General features: G+C 70.8%; 19 protein-coding genes. 9 read left to right on the forward strand and 10 right to left on the reverse strand.

What is annotated here, in order from left to right:
• Positions 1 to 131: 131 nt before the first annotated feature.
• A complete protein-coding gene (locus AC07EG_RS22650; protein WP_478255139.1) occupies positions 132 to 1,550 on the reverse strand; it encodes a KamA family radical SAM protein in 1,419 nt (472 codons plus the stop codon).
• A gap of 121 nt (positions 1,551 to 1,671) precedes the next feature.
• On the opposite strand from AC07EG_RS22650, the gene AC07EG_RS22655 reads away from it, so the two are divergent.
• The 3 genes from AC07EG_RS22655 to AC07EG_RS22665 are packed head-to-tail and all read left to right on the forward strand — an operon-like array spanning position 1,672 to position 5,647.
• Positions 1,672 to 3,276, forward strand: coding sequence for an amidohydrolase (locus AC07EG_RS22655; RefSeq protein WP_478255140.1), 1,605 nt, complete (start codon positions 1,672 to 1,674; stop codon positions 3,274 to 3,276).
• 10 nt (positions 3,277 to 3,286) lie between these two features.
• Complete coding sequence (lnt, locus tag AC07EG_RS22660) at positions 3,287 to 4,867, forward strand: apolipoprotein N-acyltransferase (RefSeq protein ID WP_478255141.1); 1,581 nt, start codon at positions 3,287 to 3,289, stop codon at positions 4,865 to 4,867.
• A 3-nt stretch (positions 4,868 to 4,870) separates the two neighbouring features.
• Entirely contained in the window at positions 4,871 to 5,647 is a 777-nt protein-coding gene (locus AC07EG_RS22665) for a polyprenol monophosphomannose synthase (RefSeq protein WP_478255142.1), read from the forward strand.
• A 52-nt stretch (positions 5,648 to 5,699) separates the two neighbouring features.
• Here the strand turns inward: AC07EG_RS22665 and AC07EG_RS22670 are convergent, their stop codons facing one another.
• From AC07EG_RS22670 to AC07EG_RS22685, 4 genes are all read right to left on the reverse strand, one after another.
• Positions 5,700 to 6,320, reverse strand: a complete 621-nt coding sequence (locus tag AC07EG_RS22670) for a carbonic anhydrase (protein WP_478255143.1) — start codon at positions 6,318 to 6,320, stop codon at positions 5,700 to 5,702.
• A gap of 132 nt (positions 6,321 to 6,452) precedes the next feature.
• The gene (locus tag AC07EG_RS22675) at positions 6,453 to 6,800 is read right to left on the reverse strand and encodes an RNA polymerase-binding protein RbpA (protein WP_478255144.1); all 348 of its coding nucleotides are present in this window, start codon (positions 6,798 to 6,800) and stop codon (positions 6,453 to 6,455) included.
• A 225-nt stretch (positions 6,801 to 7,025) separates the two neighbouring features.
• Positions 7,026 to 7,769, reverse strand: coding sequence for a thymidine kinase (locus AC07EG_RS22680; RefSeq protein ID WP_478255145.1), 744 nt, complete (start codon positions 7,767 to 7,769; stop codon positions 7,026 to 7,028).
• A 48-nt stretch (positions 7,770 to 7,817) separates the two neighbouring features.
• Positions 7,818 to 9,242: an MFS transporter gene (locus AC07EG_RS22685; protein ID WP_478255146.1), complete on the reverse strand. Its 1,425-nt coding sequence runs from the start codon at positions 9,240 to 9,242 to the stop codon at positions 7,818 to 7,820.
• Between the two features lie 177 nt (positions 9,243 to 9,419).
• Here AC07EG_RS22685 and AC07EG_RS22690 point away from each other — a divergent pair, with 177 nt between their 5' ends.
• Complete coding sequence (locus AC07EG_RS22690; RefSeq protein WP_478255147.1) at positions 9,420 to 10,064, forward strand: transglycosylase family protein; 645 nt, start codon at positions 9,420 to 9,422, stop codon at positions 10,062 to 10,064.
• Between the two features lie 42 nt (positions 10,065 to 10,106).
• Here AC07EG_RS22690 and AC07EG_RS22695 read toward each other — a convergent pair whose 3' ends face one another.
• A complete protein-coding gene (locus tag AC07EG_RS22695) occupies positions 10,107 to 10,889 on the reverse strand; it encodes a glycerophosphodiester phosphodiesterase family protein (protein WP_478255148.1) in 783 nt (260 codons plus the stop codon).
• 117 nt (positions 10,890 to 11,006) lie between these two features.
• Here AC07EG_RS22695 and AC07EG_RS22700 point away from each other — a divergent pair, with 117 nt between their 5' ends.
• On the forward strand, positions 11,007 to 11,339 hold the full coding sequence (locus AC07EG_RS22700; RefSeq protein ID WP_478255221.1) for a hypothetical protein: 333 nt from the start codon (positions 11,007 to 11,009) through the stop codon (positions 11,337 to 11,339).
• A 45-nt stretch (positions 11,340 to 11,384) separates the two neighbouring features.
• Here the strand turns inward: AC07EG_RS22700 and AC07EG_RS22705 are convergent, their stop codons facing one another.
• Together AC07EG_RS22705 and AC07EG_RS22710 are read right to left on the reverse strand one after the other, a co-directional pair.
• Entirely contained in the window at positions 11,385 to 12,086 is a 702-nt protein-coding gene (locus AC07EG_RS22705; RefSeq protein ID WP_478255149.1) for a S1 family peptidase, read from the reverse strand.
• Positions 12,087 to 12,259: 173 nt separating this feature from the next.
• On the reverse strand, positions 12,260 to 12,958 hold the full coding sequence (locus AC07EG_RS22710) for an ArsR/SmtB family transcription factor (protein ID WP_478255150.1): 699 nt from the start codon (positions 12,956 to 12,958) through the stop codon (positions 12,260 to 12,262).
• Between the two features lie 65 nt (positions 12,959 to 13,023).
• Between AC07EG_RS22710 and AC07EG_RS22715 the strand changes: the two genes are divergently transcribed.
• Both AC07EG_RS22715 and AC07EG_RS22720 read left to right on the forward strand, forming a co-directional pair.
• On the forward strand, positions 13,024 to 13,542 hold the full coding sequence (locus AC07EG_RS22715; protein WP_478255151.1) for a hypothetical protein: 519 nt from the start codon (positions 13,024 to 13,026) through the stop codon (positions 13,540 to 13,542).
• Positions 13,539 to 14,297 (forward strand): isocitrate lyase/PEP mutase family protein, encoded by a 759-nt coding sequence (locus AC07EG_RS22720; protein ID WP_478255152.1) that lies wholly within the window; start codon positions 13,539 to 13,541, stop codon positions 14,295 to 14,297. The genes AC07EG_RS22715 and AC07EG_RS22720 overlap by 4 nt, the downstream gene beginning before the upstream one ends.
• Here the strand turns inward: AC07EG_RS22720 and AC07EG_RS22725 are convergent.
• Positions 14,278 to 15,273 carry a tyrosine-type recombinase/integrase gene (locus AC07EG_RS22725; protein ID WP_478255153.1) on the reverse strand — a complete coding sequence of 332 codons (996 nt, stop codon included), beginning with the start codon at positions 15,271 to 15,273 and terminating at the stop codon, positions 14,278 to 14,280. The two genes, AC07EG_RS22720 and AC07EG_RS22725, sit on opposite strands and share 20 nt — an antisense overlap.
• A 681-nt stretch (positions 15,274 to 15,954) precedes the next feature.
• Here AC07EG_RS22725 and AC07EG_RS22730 point away from each other — a divergent pair.
• Both AC07EG_RS22730 and AC07EG_RS22735 read left to right on the forward strand, forming a co-directional pair.
• Entirely contained in the window at positions 15,955 to 16,314 is a 360-nt protein-coding gene (locus AC07EG_RS22730) for a hypothetical protein (protein WP_478255154.1), read from the forward strand.
• A gap of 124 nt (positions 16,315 to 16,438) precedes the next feature.
• Positions 16,439 to 17,230 (forward strand): class I SAM-dependent methyltransferase, encoded by a 792-nt coding sequence (locus tag AC07EG_RS22735; RefSeq protein WP_478255155.1) that lies wholly within the window; start codon positions 16,439 to 16,441, stop codon positions 17,228 to 17,230.
• On the opposite strand, the gene AC07EG_RS22740 is transcribed toward AC07EG_RS22735, so the two are convergent.
• Positions 17,191 to 17,844: a class I SAM-dependent methyltransferase gene (locus tag AC07EG_RS22740; protein WP_478255156.1), complete on the reverse strand. Its 654-nt coding sequence runs from the start codon at positions 17,842 to 17,844 to the stop codon at positions 17,191 to 17,193. The two genes, AC07EG_RS22735 and AC07EG_RS22740, sit on opposite strands and share 40 nt — an antisense overlap.
• Between the last annotated feature and the right edge of the window lie 4 nt (positions 17,845 to 17,848).

Below are 17,848 nucleotides of genomic sequence, written 5' to 3' on the forward strand. Positions count from 1 at the left end.
GGAGCAGCTGCGGCGAACTTCGCGCCGTTGCGCATTCATCCGGTGGCACCGGCCGGGGAATCCGGTCGGTGCCACCGGATGGCAGCACGCTTCCCGAAGCGGGGAAATCGCGTCAGCGAGAGTTGGAACCGCTATTCCGCCGCGTTCCCCCGGGTCCACCACTGCCGCCCGGTTTCGGGCAGGGTGTCGATCGGGTCGTAGTAGGGGTAGCGCCGCTGCAACGCCTCGGCGTCGTCGAGTTCGATGCCGGTGCGGTAGTTCTTGGTCCAGTACGAAATGCCCTTCTCGCGGTCGTATTCGGCGAGCTGGTGCACCCACCGCTTGCCGACGTAGGGCACGTCGCAGACGATGCGCGGGGTGGCGTACCCGGGCAGGTAACCCATGATCGCGTGCTGCAGCTCCTGCGCCTGGGCGACCGAGACGCGCCAGTGCTCGGCGTTGGGGATCATGTCGCACATGTAGAAGTAGTACGGCAGGATGTTCGCCTCGCCCTGCAGCGCGAAGCACAGGTCGAGCAGCTGCGCCGGGGTGGCGTTGACCCCGCGCATGAGCACCCCCTGGTTGCGCACGTCCCGCACGCCGACGTCCAGCGCGGTCCTGGCGGCTTCGGCGACCAGCGGGGTCACCGACTGCGCGTGGTTGACGTGGGTGTGGATGGCCAGGTTGACCCCGCGCCGCTGGGCGGTCAGCGCCACCCGCTGCAGGCCCTCGACCACCTTCGGCGCCAGCCAGTGCTGCGGCAGCGCGGCCAGCGCCTTGGTGGCCAGCCGCACGTCGCGCACGGTCTCGATGTCGAGCACCCGCATCAGGAACGACTCCAGCTGGTGCCACGGCACGTTCGCCACGTCCCCGCCGGAGACCACCACGTCGCGCACGCCCGGCGTGCGCTCGAGGTAGCCGATCATCGCGTCCTGGCGGTCGACCGGCTTGAGGGTGAGCTTGTGCTTGTCGATCAGCTCGGTGGAGTTGCCGACCAAGTCCATCCGGGTGCAGTGCCCGCAGTACTGCGGGCAGGTGGAGAGCAGTTCGGCGAGCACCTTGGTGGGGTAGCGGTGGGTCAGCCCCTCCACCACCCACATCTCGGCCTCGTGCAGGGAGTCGCGCTCGGAGTGCGGGTGCGAGGGCCACACCGGGTGCCGGTCGCTGCGCACCGGCAGCATGTACCGCCGGATCGGGTCGGCGTAGAAGGCCTCGGTGAACTTCGCCGGGTCGACCCCGGCGTGCGGGGCCATGGTGTTGAGCATCTGCGGCGGCAGCAGCATCGACATGGTGGCCATCTCGCGCTGGTCGGCGAGCAGGTCCTCGTAGAAGCGGTCCTCGAGCAGCTCACCCATCAGCAGCCGCAGCTGCTTGACGTTGCGCACGCACTTGACCCGCTGCCACTGCGGGTCGCGCCATTCGGCCTCGGTCACGTCCCGCCAGCCGGGGAAGCGCCGCCAGTCGGGCTCGACCAGCTCCTCGCGGGCGTAGGCGTAGGGCTGCTCGACCGCGGTGTCGACAGCGGGGCCGGCTGTTTCGGCGGGGGCCACAGGTTCCTGGGTCGCAGTCACTTGTACTCCTCGTCGTCGGGAACGCGTTAAAATATCCTGTCACACCGGCGATAAAACGTAAAATCTTCTGGACTGCCCTGGTTGCTCACCCGGTCGGGTGCACCGGGCAGACTTGGGGCCCGTGACGGAAAGCAGCACGACGCTCCTGCTCGGCGGACGCATCCACACGCCGGGCTCACCTGATGCCACCGCGATGGCGGTCACCGGCGGCACCGTGGTCTGGGTGGGCCAGGACGGCCCCGGCCGGGCGCTGCACCCCGGCGCCGAGGTCGTCCAGCTCGACGGCGCGTTCGTCGCCCCCGCCTTCGTCGACGCGCACGTGCACAGCACCGCCACCGGCCTGCACCTCGACGGCCTCGACCTCAGCGCCGTCCACGACGCCGGTGAGCTGCTCGCCGCGGTGAGCGAAGCGGTGCGCCCCGGCGAGGTCCTCATCGCCCACGGCTGGGACGAGTCGAGCTGGACCAGCCCGCGCCTGCCCAGCCGCGCCGAACTGGACGAAGCCGCCGGCGGCGCCCCGGTCTACCTCAGCCGCGTCGACGTGCACTCCGCCCTGGTCTCCAGCGCGCTGGTCGAGCTGGTGCCCGCGGCGAAGCAGGCCGGGGGCTGGTCCGAGACCGGCCCGCTCACCCGCGACGCGCACCACCACGCCCGCCGGGCCATGCGGGACAACCTCACCGCCGCGCAACGCCGCCGCGCGCAGGAGGCGTTCCTGCGCACCGCCGCGGCCCGCGGCATCGTCAGCGTCCACGAGTGCGCCGGCCCGGACATCTCCGGCGAGCAGGACCTGGCCGACCTGCTCGCCCTGGCCGCCGATCCCGCCCTGCCCGAGGTCGTGGGCTACTGGGGTGAGCCCGGCGCGGTCGAGACCGCCCGCCGGCTCGGGGCCCGCGGCCTGGCCGGTGACCTGTTCGTCGACGGCGCGCTCGGCTCCCGCACCGCCGCCCTGCTCGAGCCCTACGCCGACGGCCCCGGCCGCGGCTCGCTCTACCGCGACGCCGAGGGCATCGCCGCGCACCTGGTCGCGGCCACCGAAGCCGGGCTGCAGGCCGGGTTCCACGTCATCGGCGACGCCGCGGCCGCCGAGGTGGTGCGCGGGTTCGAACTGGCCGAGCGGGAAGTCGGCCGCCGCGCGCTGGCCGCCCGCAGGCACCGGCTGGAACACCTGGAGATGGTCACCGCCGAGCAGGCCGCGGCGCTGGCCGGCTGGGGGGTCACCGCCTCGGTCCAGCCGCTGTTCGACGCCTACTGGGGCGGCGAGCACGGCATGTACGCCCGCCGCCTCGGTGAGCGGGCCGCCGCGCTCAACCCGTTCTCCGCGCTCGCCGCCGCGGGCGTGCCGCTGGCCTTCGGCTCGGACTGCCCGGTGACCGCGGTCGACCCGTGGGCCGCGGTCCGCGCGGCGGTGCACCACCACACGCCCGGCTCCGGGATCTCGGCCAGGGCCGCGTTCGGCGCCCACACCCGCGGCGGGCACCGCGCCGCCGGGATCAGCGACGGCGTCACCGGCACCCTGCAGCCCGGGGCGCCCGCGCACTACGCGATCTGGGCCGCCGCCGAGCTGGTCGCCCCGGCCGCGGACGCCCGGGTGCAGCGCTGGTCCACCGACCCGCGGTCCGGGGTGCCGTCGCTGCCGCCGCTGGACCCGGGTGCCGAACTGCCGCGCTGCCTGCGCACCGTCCACGCGGGACGGATCCTGCACGACGAGTTCACCTCCGGTGCCTAAGGTCGTGACCGTGACAGCGACCGCCGTGGAGCCGGTTCCCGGCCGCGCGCGCCGGCCGTGGCGCCCGTGGCTGCTGCGCCTGCTCGCCGCCGCGGTGTCCGGGGTGCTGCTCTACCTCAGCTTCGCGCCCCGCCCGCTGTGGTGGCTGGCGCCGCTGGCCTTCGCCGGCTGGGGCCTGCTCGCGCACGGCCGCCGGTTCTGGGGTGGTTTCGGTTACGGCTTCGTGTTCGGCCTCGGCTGGTTCCTGCCGCTGTTCACCTGGCTCAACGACTTCCTCGGCGCCGACTTCGGGCCGCTGCCGTGGCTGGGGGTCTCCGCCGTGCTGGCCGCCTTCGCCGGGCTGTGCGGCGGGGTGAACACCTGGGTGGCGCGGTTGCCCGGTGCCCCGGTGTGGATGGCGCTGGTGGTGGTGGCGGTGGAGCTGCCGCGCTCGGTGTGGCCGCTGGGCGGGTTCGCCTGGGGCCGGGTGGCGTTCACCCAGCCCGAAGGCGCCTTCCTGGCGCTGGCCTCGCTCGGCGGCGCCCCGCTGGTCGGGTTCGCGGTCGCGGTGACCGGGTTCGGCCTGGCCGCGCTGCTGCGTGCCCGCCGCCGGGGTGCGGTGGTGCTCGCCGCGGCGGCCACGGCGCTGCCGCTGGCGGCGGGGCTGCTGGTGTGGCCCTTCCTGGGCGGGGCCGCCCCGCACGGCTCGCTGACCGTGGCGATCGTGCAGGGCAACGCCCCCGACGTCGGGCTGGCGCTGCTGGGCCGCCGCCGTGAACTGCGCGAGAACCACCTGGTGCAGAGCGAGCGGCTGCTCGCCGACATCCGCGCCGGGCGGGTGCCGCAGCCGGACCTGGTGGTGTGGCCGGAAACCGCCACCGACGTCACCGAAGGCCGCCGCGACCCCGAGCTCGACCGGCTCGCCCGCGAGTTCGGCGTGCCGATGCTCGTCGGCGCCCTCCACCGCGCCGCCGACGGCGCCGTGCAGAACTCGATGATCGTGTGGGACCCGCGGACCGGGCCGGGGGAGCGCTACGCCAAGCAGCAGCTGGTGCCCTTCGGCGAGTACGTGCCCGCCCGCGACCTCGCCCGCCTGGTCACCCCGTTCGTCGACGACACCGGCGACATGCTCCCGGGCTCGGGGGAACCGCCCGCGCTGCACAGCCGCGACCTGGTCTTCGGCACCACCATCTGCTACGAGGTGGCCTTCGACTACCCGGCCCGCGACGCCGTGCTCGCCGGCGCGGAGGTGCTGTTCACCCCCACCAACAACGCCTGGTTCGGGCCGGGGGAGATGAGCTACCAGCAGCTGGCGATCTCGCGGTTGCGTGCGGTGGAACACGACCGGGCGGTCGTGGTGCCCGCCACCAGCGGGGTGAGCGCTATCGTCGCACCCGACGGCGGCGTTACGCGGTCGACCGGCCTGTTCACCGCGGCATCGCTGGTCGAACGCGTGCCGCTGCGGCAGCAGACTACGCTGTCGGATCAACTCGGAGCGTGGACGGACATCGGCGTGACCGGGCTGGCGGTGGCAGGGGTGCTGGCCGGCGGCATCGTCCGGATACGAGCCCGGCGTGCCGACGCCGGGGCAAGCGGAAACATGGAGGACTAGCGGATGGCGCAGGCGCCACGGGGGGCACAGCCGATCGAACCGGTGCTGGTGGTGATCCCGACCTACAACGAGCGGGAGAACCTGACACCGATCCTGAGCCGGTTGCACGAGGCCCTGCCCGGGGTACACGCGCTGGTCGTCGACGACGGCAGCCCGGACGGCACCGGCGCGCTGGCCGACGAGCTGGCCGCGGCCGACGACCGCGTCCACGTGCTGCACCGCACGGAGAAGGCCGGGCTCGGCGCGGCCTACGTGGCCGGTTTCGGCTGGGGCCTGGCGCGTGACTACCAGACCATCGTGGAGATGGACGCCGACGGCTCGCACGGCCCGGAGGACCTGCCGCGGGTGCTCGAGGCGCTCAAGGAGGCCGACCTGGTCATCGGCTCGCGCTACGTGCCCGGTGGCAGCGTGGTGAACTGGCCGTTCCGGCGGCAGCTGCTGTCGAAGCTGGCCAACGTCTACGCCGGGATCTGCCTGGGCGCGGGCATCAAGGACATCACCGCCGGGTTCCGCGCCTACCGCCGCGAGGTGCTGCAGAAGCTCCCGCTCGACGAGGTGGCCTCGGCCGGGTACTGCTTCCAGATCGACCTGGCGTGGCAGACCAAGTGCCAGGGCTTCGAGGTGGTCGAGGTGCCGATCACCTTCACCGAACGCGAGATCGGCGACTCCAAGATGAGCAGCTCGATCGTGTTCGAGGCGATCCTGCGGGTCGGCGTGTGGGGCCTGCGGCACCGCTGGCAGCAGGTGCGCGGCCTCTTCGGCGGCAAGAAGCGCCCCTGAACGCACGCGGTGGGGTGTTCCCGCGGGAACACCCCACCGCCGGTGCCGTGGTTCAGCCGGTCTTGAGGCCGTGCCCGGCGATGACGCGGGCGGTGCCCTCGTCGAGCCGGTAGGTCAGGCCCACCACCGCGCAGGTGCCGTCGGCCACCCGCTTGGCGATCGCGGTGGAGCGGTCCAGCAGCAGGTCGACGGTGTTGCGGGTGTGCGCTTCGACCGCCGAGTCCGGGCTGGGCACCCCCTCCGGGGTGGCCAGCACGCTGAGCATCACCCGCTCCACCACGTCCCGGGTGTACCCCCCGGGGCGGGCACCGGTGGTCATCGCCTCCTGCGCGGCCGCGATCGCCCCGCAGGATTCGTGGCCGAGCACGGCCACCAGCGGCGCACCCAGCACCTCCACGCCGTACTCGATGCTGCCCAGCACCTCCGGGCCGAGCACGTGCCCGGCGGTGCGCACCACGAACAGGTCGCCCAGGCCGCGGTCGAAGATGATCTCCGCGGCCAGCCGCGAGTCCGAGCAGCCGAAGAGCACCGCGAACGGGTGCTGGGCGGGGGCGATCGCGGTGCGGTGGTCGGCGTCCTGGTGCGGGTGCTCCCGGCGGCCGCCGACGAAGCGGCGGTTGCCTTCGAGCAGCGTCGCGAGGGCTTCATCCGGAGTCAGTGAGTTCTCGGTCACGCGGGGGATTCTGCCCCACCCCGCTTCCCGGCCCCCGGTCGAACACCGGTGACCTCACCCACACGGGGGCAGCGAAGAGCCCCCGTGGCGGGAGGGCGCGGGGGCTCTTCGGTGGTGGGAACGGGCCGGGACTCAGGCCGAACGGGTGGTCCGCCTGCCCTTCAGCTCCTCGAGCCGCTCGTTGAGCAGGTCCTCCAGCTCCGGGATGGAGCGGCGCTCCAGGAGCATGTCCCAGTGCGTGCGCGGCGGCTTGACCTGCTTCTGCTCGGGCTGTCCGCCGTCGACGATCTCGGATTCGCTGCCGTGCAGACGGCACTCCCACACCGAGGGGATCTCGGCGTCGTCGGAGAACGGAACCTCGAACTCGTGCCCCTTCGGACAGGCGTAGCGCACCGCGCGGCGCGGGGCCAGGTCGTGGTTCCGGTCGGTCTCGTAGCTGACGGCTCCCAGCCGGCTTCCTCGGAGTACACGGTCGGCCATGATGGGGTCCTTTCAGTCGGCTCCGGGTGGAGCCTGGGCGATGCTCACCCTATGCAACGACCGGCGGGTCCGCAGGATTCCCGGACTGGCATGTCGTCGCTCACGATGAGGTGGGTCACCCGTCGTCAACGGCTTACTCTCAAGGGAGTCGGCCGGCGCGCCGATGTGACGCGCATTCGGCCTTCTTTCTGGGGAAATCCCCCAATTGGGCTAGGTCGAGGCCATTCAGGTCAGCCGGAGCTGGCCGTGGTCGCCGGCGCGCGGGCCCAGTTCCCCGCGCCGGAAGTGCCGGCGGCACAATACTTGGTAACGCACGGTGATCGCCTCGGGATGATCGGGTGCCGAGGGTGAATTTTCAACTTCCGCGTGATCGGTATCCGCGACGAAAACGGTGTCACCGGCCCGCAGCACCTCCCCGTCAGCCACCCTGGCGTTGAACCGGCCCGGCAGCCCGCACCAGCACAACACCTCCACCTGCACCGGCTGCAACTCGTCGGCCAGCTCGAACAACCGCCGCGCCCCCGGGAACAGGCAACTCCGGAAATCGGTCGCGATCCCGAAGCAGTAGACGTCCAGCTGCGCGTCGTCAGCCAGCTCGGCGAGCTGCTCGACCTGCTCCGGCGACAGGAACTGGGCCTCATCGACGATGAGGTAGTCCACGTGCTGCCCCTGTACCCACTGGTCGCGCACCAGCAACCGCAGATCGGTGTGCTCACCCACCTCCACCGCGCGCCGGGTGATCCCGATCCGGCTGCTGATCTGCGGCGCCCCGGACCGGTCGTGGCGCACCAGCAGCACCCCGCGCCGCCCCTGCCGCGCGTGGTTGTGGTCGATCTGCAGCGCCAGCGTGGACTTGCCGCAGTCCATCGGGCCGTAGCAGAACTTCAGCTTCCCCGCCGCCGGGGTGCCGCGCCGGAACCCGGCCACCGGCACCGAGGACAACGCGTCGGTCGGGTCGGGCACGGGCACGGGCGTTGATGGCACAGTCACAAAATTCGACCCTATCGGTCGCGGTGATCAGACCAGCGCGGGCTCACGGTTTCCCGCCGCGGCGATCGCCCGCCGCACCGGGATCAGCGCCACCAGCACGATCCCGGCCAGGAAGAACACCACCAGCGCCAGCACCCCGAGCCGGAACGAACCCGTCGCCTGGCCCACCGCGGCGAACACCAGCGGCCCCAGCCACGACGTACCCCGCTCACCGACCTCGTAGAGCGCGTAGTACTGCGCCTCCTTGCCCGCCGGGATCATCTGGCTGAACAACGACCGCGACAACGCGTTCGTCCCCCCGAGCACCAGCCCGATCCCCACCGCCACCAAGTAGAACTGCACCGCCTGACCAGCCTCGACGAAGTACGCCCCGCCCAGCACCACGATCCACGCCGCCAAGCTCACCACGATCGTCCTCTTCGCCCCGATCCGCCGCGCCAGCAACCCGTGCGCCAGCCCGCCGAAGTAAGCCACGAACTGGATCACCAGGATCGTCACGATCAGCACCTCCGTCGGGTGCTTGAGCTCCTCCTTGCCGTACTGCGCCGAAATCGTCACCACCGTGGAAATGCCGTCGGTGTAGACCAGGTAACTGCCCAGGAACGCCAGCGTCAGCGGAAACGCCTTCGCCGAGCGGAAGGTGTCCCGCAACTCGGCGAACCCCGCGGTCAGCACCGAACGCCCGTCCGGCTCCCGCGGCACCGGCGGCGCCTCACGCAACCGCAGCACCGGCACCAGCGTGAACCCCGCCCACCACAACCCCGTGGTCAGAAAGCAGATCCGCACCGCCATCGACTGCTCCACCCCCAGCGCCTCGTGGTTGAGGTAGAACGCCAGCTGCAACCCCAGCGCCACCCCGCCACCGAGGTAACCGAACGCCCACCCCCTGGTCGAGACCGCGTCCCGCTCGTCGGGGGAGGCGATCCCCGGCAGGAACGAGTAGTAGATCGCGATCGACGCCCCGTAACCGATGTTGGCCAGCACGAAGAACACGATCCCGATCTGCCAGTTCGTGCCCGCCATGAAGAACAGCAGCGACGACGACACCGCACCGAGGAAGGCGAACCCCGCCAGGAACCGCTTCTTGTACCGGCTGCGGTCGGCGATCGCCCCCGACACCGGCAGCACCACCACCTGGATCACCGTGGCCACCGACAGCAGGTACCCCCACAGCGAACCCGCCGGGAAGGTCAGCCCCAGCACGCTGATGTCACAGTTGACCAGCGTCGACTCCACACCATCACCGTCCACGCACGGGACCGGCCCGTTGCGCCCCAGATCGGTCCTGGCGTCGGCGGCGGCCACCGAACTCATGTAGATCGACCCGAACACCGCCATCACCGTGGTGTAGAAGGCCGAGTTCGCCCAGTCGTAGAAGTACCAGCCGCGCTGCTGGCGGCGCCGGTCGCGGACCGGATCGACCGGCGCGGTGTCCGGGGAGGTCGTGCTCATGGCGTGCGGGAACTCCGAGCGTGCGAAGGGGTGGTTGCGCGGGCAGGCTACGGCCTGCACCCACCCCCGCGCGGCCAGGACCCGGAGAACGTGTCCGGATCGCGACCGGTGCACGAGTGGCTGATGTTGCACCCGGGAACCTTGTGACTACCCACCGTCACACCTACTGTCCCCAGCATGGGCAGACCCATCCGGACCAGCGTGCTCACCGCCGTACTGCTCGCCCTGCACCTGGCAGCAGCCCCCGCCGCCACCGCCGACCCACCAGCCGCCTCCTGGGCCAAGCTCCGCACGTGCGAATCCGGCGACCGCTACCACGCCAACACCGGCAACGGCTACTACGGCGCCTACCAGTTCGACCTGCCCACCTGGCGCAGCGTCGGGGGAGCGGGCCGCCCCGACCAGGCCACCCCCGCCGAACAGGACCACCGCGCCCTCCACCTCTACCGCATGCGCGGCTGGCAACCCTGGGAATGCGCCGGCAAACTCGGCCTCCAACCCGACGCCGACGCCAAGAGCAAACGCAAACCCACCTACGCCGAATCCGCCTACATCGGCGGCCACCCCACCCCGCCACCCCAACCCGCCGGCAAACCCCCGTGGCCCGGCGTCGTCTACGCCTACGGCGACTGCGCCGAACCACTGAAAACCTTCCAACTGCGGATGAACGCATTCGGCTACGGCTTCACCGGCACCGGCTGCTACCTCGACAAAACCAAGCAGGCCGTGCTCGACCTCCAGCGCGCCAACGGCATCAACGACTCCGGCCTGCTCGGCCCCAAAACCTGGAACGCCGCCTGGGACGGCAAACCCCCACGCTGAGGTGCACCCACCCCAAACCAGGGGAGTGCAAGCGCCCCGCCACTACGCCGCCTCCCACACCCCCCGATCGATCAACACCCCACGCAACACATCCGGCCGATCCGTCACCAGCCCCTGCACCCCCAGATCCAGCAACGCCCGCATCTCCGCCGCGTCATCGATCGTCCAGCAGTGCACCTCCACCCCCGCATAACCCGCCACCCGCACGAACGACCGATCCACCAACCGCACCCGCCCCTGCCGCACCGGCACCTGCGCCATCACCCCCCGGCTCAGAAACCCCAGCCGCAGGAACGGCAACCACCCGTTCGCCCACAACACCCCCGCCGACCGCGGCCCCAGCGCGGTCACCAACCGCGGCCCCGCCAGCCGCCGCACCCTGGCCAGCCGCCCATCCGAAAACGACGCCGCCGCCACCCGGTCGAACGCACCCATCCGCTCCAGCACCCGCACGAACGGCTCCACCACCGCGTCGGACTTCAAATCCACGTTGAACCGCGTCTCCGGCAACTCCTCCAGCACATCCTCCAGCCGCGACACCCCCTCACGACCACCGATCCTCGCCAGCCGCACCCGCGACCACGGCAACGACGCCACCGCCCCCGACGCATCCGTCGTACGATCCAGCGTCGCATCGTGCTGCGCCACCACCACCCCGTCCGAAGTAGCGTGCACATCGGTCTCCACGTACCGGTACCCCTCCGCCACCGCCCGCCGGAACGCCGACAACGAGTTCTCCATGTCCGCCAACTCGTCCAAATGCCACCCCCGGTGGGCGAAGGCACGGGGGAGCGGCTCAGCGAGATACGGGTGCGACGACTTCACCAGCACAGTCTGCCTCCCCGGCGTGGCCCCGGCATGAGCACCGGGTGGCCGGATAAGGTCGACCCCGTGACCGAGGTGGCCGAAAAACCCAGCGTGACCCGCGAAGAACTCACCCGCATGCGCCGACCCGGCCCGGCCACCCACTGCGGCTGGTGTGGCAGGCGTCTCGAAGAAGGCGAAAACCGCGGCCGCCGCCGCCGCTACTGCGGCCAATCCTGCCGCCAGCGCGCCTACGAACGCCGCACCGCACTCCAGCGCAGCGGCCTGCCCGACGACGCCGTCGTGCTCTCCGACACCGAAATCGCCGGCCTCCAGGACCGCCTCTACCAACTCCGCTGCGCCGCCGAAGACCTCGTCACCGCCGCCGACGACGGCGCCACCACCGCCGAACTCCGCGAACTCGCCCACGAACTCGCCCGCAACGCCCAAAACCTCGAACAACTCCGCTGAACCCGGTGGTGCCCGCGGACCACACCGCCCGCGGACACCACCACCTCACACGCCCGCGGTCTGGCTGATCCAGGACCGGCTGCTCGCCACACTCGCGTAGTTGTTCGTCCCCGTCGGATTGCTCCCACCCTGGTTCTGCACCGTCGAAGCCACCCCCACCTGACGCCCACCCGACACCTGCGGACCGCCCGAATCACCCTTCCACGCCGCACCGTCGACCCCCCGGCTCTGAATCGCCGGACCACCGTAGGCATCGGTCGAACGCCCCGTCACCCGCACGTTCGCCGTCTTCAACACCGACGACGCCGGCCCCGTCGGCGTCGTCCGCCCCCACCCGTAGATCTGGTTCGTCGACCCCACCGCCGGATCCGCGTTCCCCAGCGTCATGTACGTCGTGCTGTACGCCCGCGACAAGTGCAACAACGCGATGTCCCCGACCGGCGACACCCGCTGCTGATCCACCGCCACCTGCGTACCGGCCCCCAGGTTGTTGCTACCCAACCGCACACTCATCGAACTACCCAGGCAGTGCTCCGCGGTGAGCACCCACTGCGGCGCGATGATCGTGCCCGAACAGTTGAAATTGCCGTTGACGTAGACCTGCGCGCCCCACGGCACCGACGGCGCAGCACCACCACCGACGATGTCGGGCTGCACACCCGCGGTGGCCGTCCCACCGGCGAGCAACGACATGGCCAAAGTGGCCGTAGCGGCACAAAGCGTGCCAAGGGTGCGGACTCGGCTCACGGTCGAGGTCCTTTCAGACAGCGGAAACCCGCCGGGATCCCGGCGGCTGCGCCGAAAACTAGGCAACCACCCCGCCCCACCGGAACCGACGAAGGTCGGCCGCACCCCCGCTTGCCTACCGACGACGGGGGTTCGACTACCTACCAAAAAGGACACCACCACCCCGGCACCGATTACTCAGTAGTCAGCACCAACCCCAGCAACTCCCGCAACGCCACCACCCCAGACGGCGTCACCCGCACCGCCCGCCCCGACCCCACCCGCCGAACCCACTCCCGCTCCAGCAGACACCGGCACAGGAACGCCCCCGCCGACCCCGCCAGGTGCGACCGCCGCTCCGTCCAATCCAGGCACGCCTTCGCCACCGGACGCCGCGACGACCGCCACCCCGCCACATCCGCCCCCAGCACCCCCTCGAACCACCCCAGCCCCGCCTCGGTCACCGCGAACCCACCCACCTGATCCAGCAACCCGCGACCAGCCAGCGCATCACTCAACGCCACCCCCAACCCACCAGCCAGGTGGTCATAACACGTCCGCGCCCGCGCCATCGCCGCCGACGCGCTCACCGCCCGCAACGTCCGCTCCCGCACCCGCGGCGGCCCCAGGAACCCCACCAGATCCTCGATCAACCGAGCCGCCTCCGGCCCCGCCAACTCCACGTACCGATGCCGCCCCTGCCGCCGCTGCACCAGCAACCCACCCTCGACCAACCGGTGCAGGTGCTCACTCGCCGTCGACGCCGCCACCCCCGCGTGCGAAGCCAGCTCACCCGCCGTCCACGCCCGCCCATCCAGCAACGCCAAGCAGAACGCCGCCCGCGTCCGATCGGCGAGCAAACCCGCCAACCCGGCGAGCTCAGCACTGGTCATGCCCCCATCCTCCCGCACCCACACTTCGGCCCCCACCGAACCGACCACGCCCTAACTTGACCCCCGTGCAAACCACCGAAGCCCTCCACCTCCCCATGCCGGCCAACCACCACCAAGGCCCCATCGGCTGGCTCCGCGACCACGTCCCCAGATTCTGCGACGGCGAACCCCACCGGCGACGCCGCGCCCTGGTCACCACCCTGCTCGACGGCATCGACCCCGGACAACTCCGCCACACCCCACCCGCCGCCGCCCTCGCCCAAGCCCTCGGCATCCCCGCAGACCCCGCCGACATCGCCGAAGTCACCCACCCCCACCACACCCCGGACCCCACCGCCGAACAAGCCCTCACCCGCCTCGTGCACGCCTGCGGCGGCACCTGGGACGAACACACCGCCGCCCGCATCTGCATCCTCGTCCAAGCCCACGCCGGCCTCTCCGGACCCGTCCGCACCACCCGCCGCCGAACCCCCGACGGCCACACCATCGAAATCGACCTCCTCGAAACCGGCCTGCGCTTCGGCGCCGGACCCCACGAATGCCCCGGCCGAACCCTCGCCACCGCACTGGAGACCACCCGATGACCGACTTCGCCGCCCTCCACCACACCGGCACCCCGCTCCTGCTGCCCAACGCCTGGGACTTCGCCACCGCCGCCGCCCTGCACCAAGCCGGTTTCCCCGCCATCGGCACCACCAGCCTCGGCGTCGCCGCCGCCAACGGCCTGCCCGACGGTCACGGCCGCACCCGCACCGAAACCCTCACCCTCGCCCGCTCACTCAGCCGCCTGCCCTGCCCGATCACCGTCGACATCGAAGCGGGCTTCAGCCCCGACCCGGGCGAGGTCGCCGACCTCGCCGCCGAACTCGACTCCTACGGCATCGCCGGCCTCAACCTCGAAGACAGCCGCCCCGGCGGCCTCGCCGACCCCCGCGACCACGCCACCCTCATCAAAACCGTGAAGAACCGCGCCCCCCGCCTGTTCCTCAACGCCCGCACCGACACCCACTGGCTCACCGACAACCCACCACCCCTGACCCACACCCTCGACCGCGCCCGCCACTACACCGAAGCCGGCGCCGACGGCATCTTCGTCCCCGGCCTCACCGACCCCGCCGACATCACCGCCCTCGTCGGCGGCATCCCCATCCCGATCAACATCCTCCACACCCGCGGCCTCGAATACACCGACCTCGGCGTCGGCCGGGTCAGCCTCGGCTCCCTGCTCTTCCGCGCCGCCGTGCACACCGCCACCAACCTCGCCAAAACCATCCGCGACGGGGGAGAGGCCCCCGAAGACCTCCCCGGCTACCGCGAAATCACCCGGCTGATCCCGTGAAACCGGTGTTCAACGCCTGGTAGGTCCGATTGCTCGCCACCGCCGCCCGCTGCTCACGCCCGGTCGCCTCGATGTAGTTCTGACTGGTCGCCAGGCTCGCGTGCCCGAGCAACGCCATGATCTCCGACGCGGTCGCCCCGTCCTCGGCCAGCCGCGTGGCGAAGGTGTGCCGCAGGGCGTGCAGGTTCGCCCCCGTCGGCACCCGGTCCTGCAACCCGGCGGCGCGGTAGCAGGACTTCACCAGGTAGTCGAGCGCGCCCCGCCCGATCGGCTCCCCGGCGCGGTCCCGCAGCAACGGCGCCGACCGCCCGAACCGCTGGTGCGGAAACCGCCGCCGGCACGAGGCCAGGTAGTCGTCGATGATCTTCTCCATCACCGGCTGCACCGGGATCGACCGGTCCCGGCTGCCCTTGCCCTGCACGTGCAACCGCTTCTCACCGGACCGCCCGATCAGCGACTCCACGCTCAGCGACCGCATCTCCGCCGCCCGCAGCCCGGCCACCAGCCCCAGCGCGATCACCAGCACGTCCCGCTCCGGCCACGGGTCGCGGTTCCGCCGCGCCCCCTCGGTGACCGCCGCGAGCAGCCGCTCCGGCGTGTCCTCACCCCGCAGCGGCTTGGGCACCAGGGGAGGGGTCCTTGGCCGGGCCACCGCGCCCATCGGATTGCCGGGCAGCAGGCCGTCGGACACGCAGAAGGTGAGGAACTGGTTCCAGGTCGACCAGGCGCGCAACACCGAACTCTTGGCGTGCCCGTCGGCGAACGCCCCGAACGCCGTGCGCAACGAGGCCGTGGTCAGGTCCTCGACGCGCAACTCCTCGACGGCGCGACCGGCGGCCTCGGCCAGCAGGGAAGTGAGGCCGGCCAGATCCCGGCGATAGGCAGCCGTGGTGTGCGGCGAGTCCTTGCGGGGGCGGCGGGCAGCGAAGAAGGCTTGCTGGGCGTCGAGAACTCGCATGTGGATCTTGTACCGCACGGCACCGACGGTTTGGGTTCGGTTGCTGCCGGTTTCATGCATAATCGCCATTATGCATGAAACGCCGGTGTGAGCGAGGCGGGCGCCCCTTGGGGGACGGTGTCTCTTCGGGGCTCCCTGAGGGTGCCTCCTGGACGTGTTCCGGCGCGTTTCGTCCCGTTTTTGGTGCGTTCGCCATGTGGTTGGTGTTCGCGGGCTGGAGGCGCCGGGTTGGGCCGGATGGCTCGGACGGCTCGGTGAATTCGATGACTCGACAGCTCGCCTCGGTCTGCCCGGATTACCCACTCCAGTTTCGTCACAGTGACGTTTTGAGGTGGTGTACCCGGATGCATCTCCGCCGGGGGCTCGTTCGGCCAGTCGAGCCCGAGGGCTTCCCGGTCGGGCTGCTGCGACCACTGGCCGCCGCCCGACCCGGCTCGCGTTTGATTGCAGGCGCCGCGCCATCCGCGGCACGCGTTCAGCCGCCCGGAGACTCCGCCAGGAAACCTCCTCTGAGGCGGCCTGTGCCAGCTCACGCAAACGCCGATAAGCGACATTATGTTAAGTAAACGCCACCCGCTGCCCCCCGGGTAGGCCGGGATCAACTTGCTCACACGGGCAGGTAAGTGCTCGAAAGTCTCCTGAAAGCGGCTTGTCGATGCTCATGTAGTCATCGTTCGCCAACACAGGAAGGAACAGCACATGAAGAACACGAAACGGTGGGCAGCCGGAGGAACCGTTCTCGCCGCGTTGGTCAGCGTGTCGATGCTCAACGCGCCGAGTGCGTTGGCGGACGGTTCGGCGAAGATCGACGGGGTAACGGTCACCTTCAAGTCGGAGGGCGAGGTGTTCACGCTCAAAGACACGGCGTGCGACGCGAATCCGGTCTTCATGTACTACAAGTACAACGGTGGCAGCGAGGTGAAGCACACGTTCAGTGGCGGGTGCAACAACTCCTCCACGATCAACCTGGATTTCGCTGAGAACAAGAGGATCGAATACCGGGGCTGTGTGGACAAGCTCATCGACAAGTGCAGCGGATGGACGAGCGACAAGACCTGATCGAGTTGCGGGGTCGTCGATTCGCTCGGCGACCCCTTGGTCTCTCCCCTGGCGGAACTTCCTTGCCGGGCTCCCCCGTCACTAAGGTGGCCGGGTGCGTATTGATCCTTTGAATGCTGAGCAGTTGGCTGCGTGGGACGGTGATCAGGGCGCGTTCTGGGTGGAGCGGGCGGACCGGTTCGACGACGGGGTGGCTGCCTACCACGAGCGGTTCTTCGAGGCGGCGGCGATCGAGTCCGCTTCCACGGTGCTCGATGTGGGGTGCGGGGCTGGGCAGACGACGCGTGCTGCGGCGCGGTTGGCGGTCGATGGGCGTGCGCTCGGCGTCGATCTGTCGTCGCGGTTGGTGGAGGTGGCGCGTGCGCGGTCGGCTGGGCTGGCCAATGTGGAGTTCCTGCAGGCGGACGCCCAGGTGCACCACTTCCCCACCGCCGCGTTCGACGTGTTGATCAGCAGGCACGGGTCGATGTTCTTCGGGGATGCGAAGGCCGCGTTCACCAATCTCGCGTCGGCGGTGCGCCCGGGTGGGCGGCTGGTGTTGCTGACCTGGCAGCCGTCGGTGCGCAACGAGTGGGTGAGCACGTTCCGCCGGATCTTCACCGCGGGTGGTCCGGTGTCGGCCGCTCCCCCGGATCCGAACCGGCTGAACGATCCGGAGTCGATCCGTGAGGTGCTGGGTGCCGCCGGTTTTCGCGGGGTGCGGGTGACGGGGGTGGGTGAGCCGATGTTCTTCGGGCGGGACGTGGAGGACGCGGCGGAGTTCGTGGAGGCGCAGTTCGGGTGGATGGCGCGGGAGTTGCCCGAGGAGGTGCGGGCCCAGGTGCCCGGGGAGCTCCGGGCGGATCTGGCCGGGCACCTGGGTGAGCACGGGGTTCGTTACGACTCGGCGGCTTGGCTGGTGGAGGCGAGCAGGTAGCCCTGGGGGGAGGTTTCCCTGGCGTTGGGTTCGCGGACCAGGCGGGCTTGCACGGTGAACCCGGCTTCGGTGAGCAGTTCGGCGATGCGGTCGGGTTGCAGGCGGCGGAAGTCGAGGTTGACGGGGTGGCCGAAGCCTTCGTCGTAGTGGCGGATTTCGTCGCCGCCCTGGAAGGCGAGCAGCAGGTGGCCGCCCGGGGCGAGGACGCGGTGGAATTCGGTGAAGACGCGGGGCAGTTCTTCGGCGGGGATGTGGATGATCGAGTACCAGGCGACCAGGCCGGCGAGTGAGTTGTCGGCGTGGTCGAGTGCGGTCATCGAGCCTTCGTCGAACTGCAGGCCGGGGTAGGTTTCGCGGGCGAGGGTGACCATGGCCGGGGACAGGTCGATGCCGGTGGCTTTGACGCCGAGGGAGTCGAGGAACCAGGTGACCCAGCCGGGTCCGCTGCCCGCTTCGAGGACGGGGCCGTGGTCGCGGGTGAGTTCGGCGAAGGCGGTGAGCATGGCGCGGCCGAGTGGGATGGCGTCGTGTTCGCCGTCGAATTCCTTGGCGTAGGCGGTGGCGATGGCGTTGTAGCCGTGCCGGGTGTTGGTGAGGTAGGTGGGTTCGGTCACGGCG

The sequence above is a fragment of the Amycolatopsis sp. NPDC045836 genome (genome assembly GCF_056431745.1).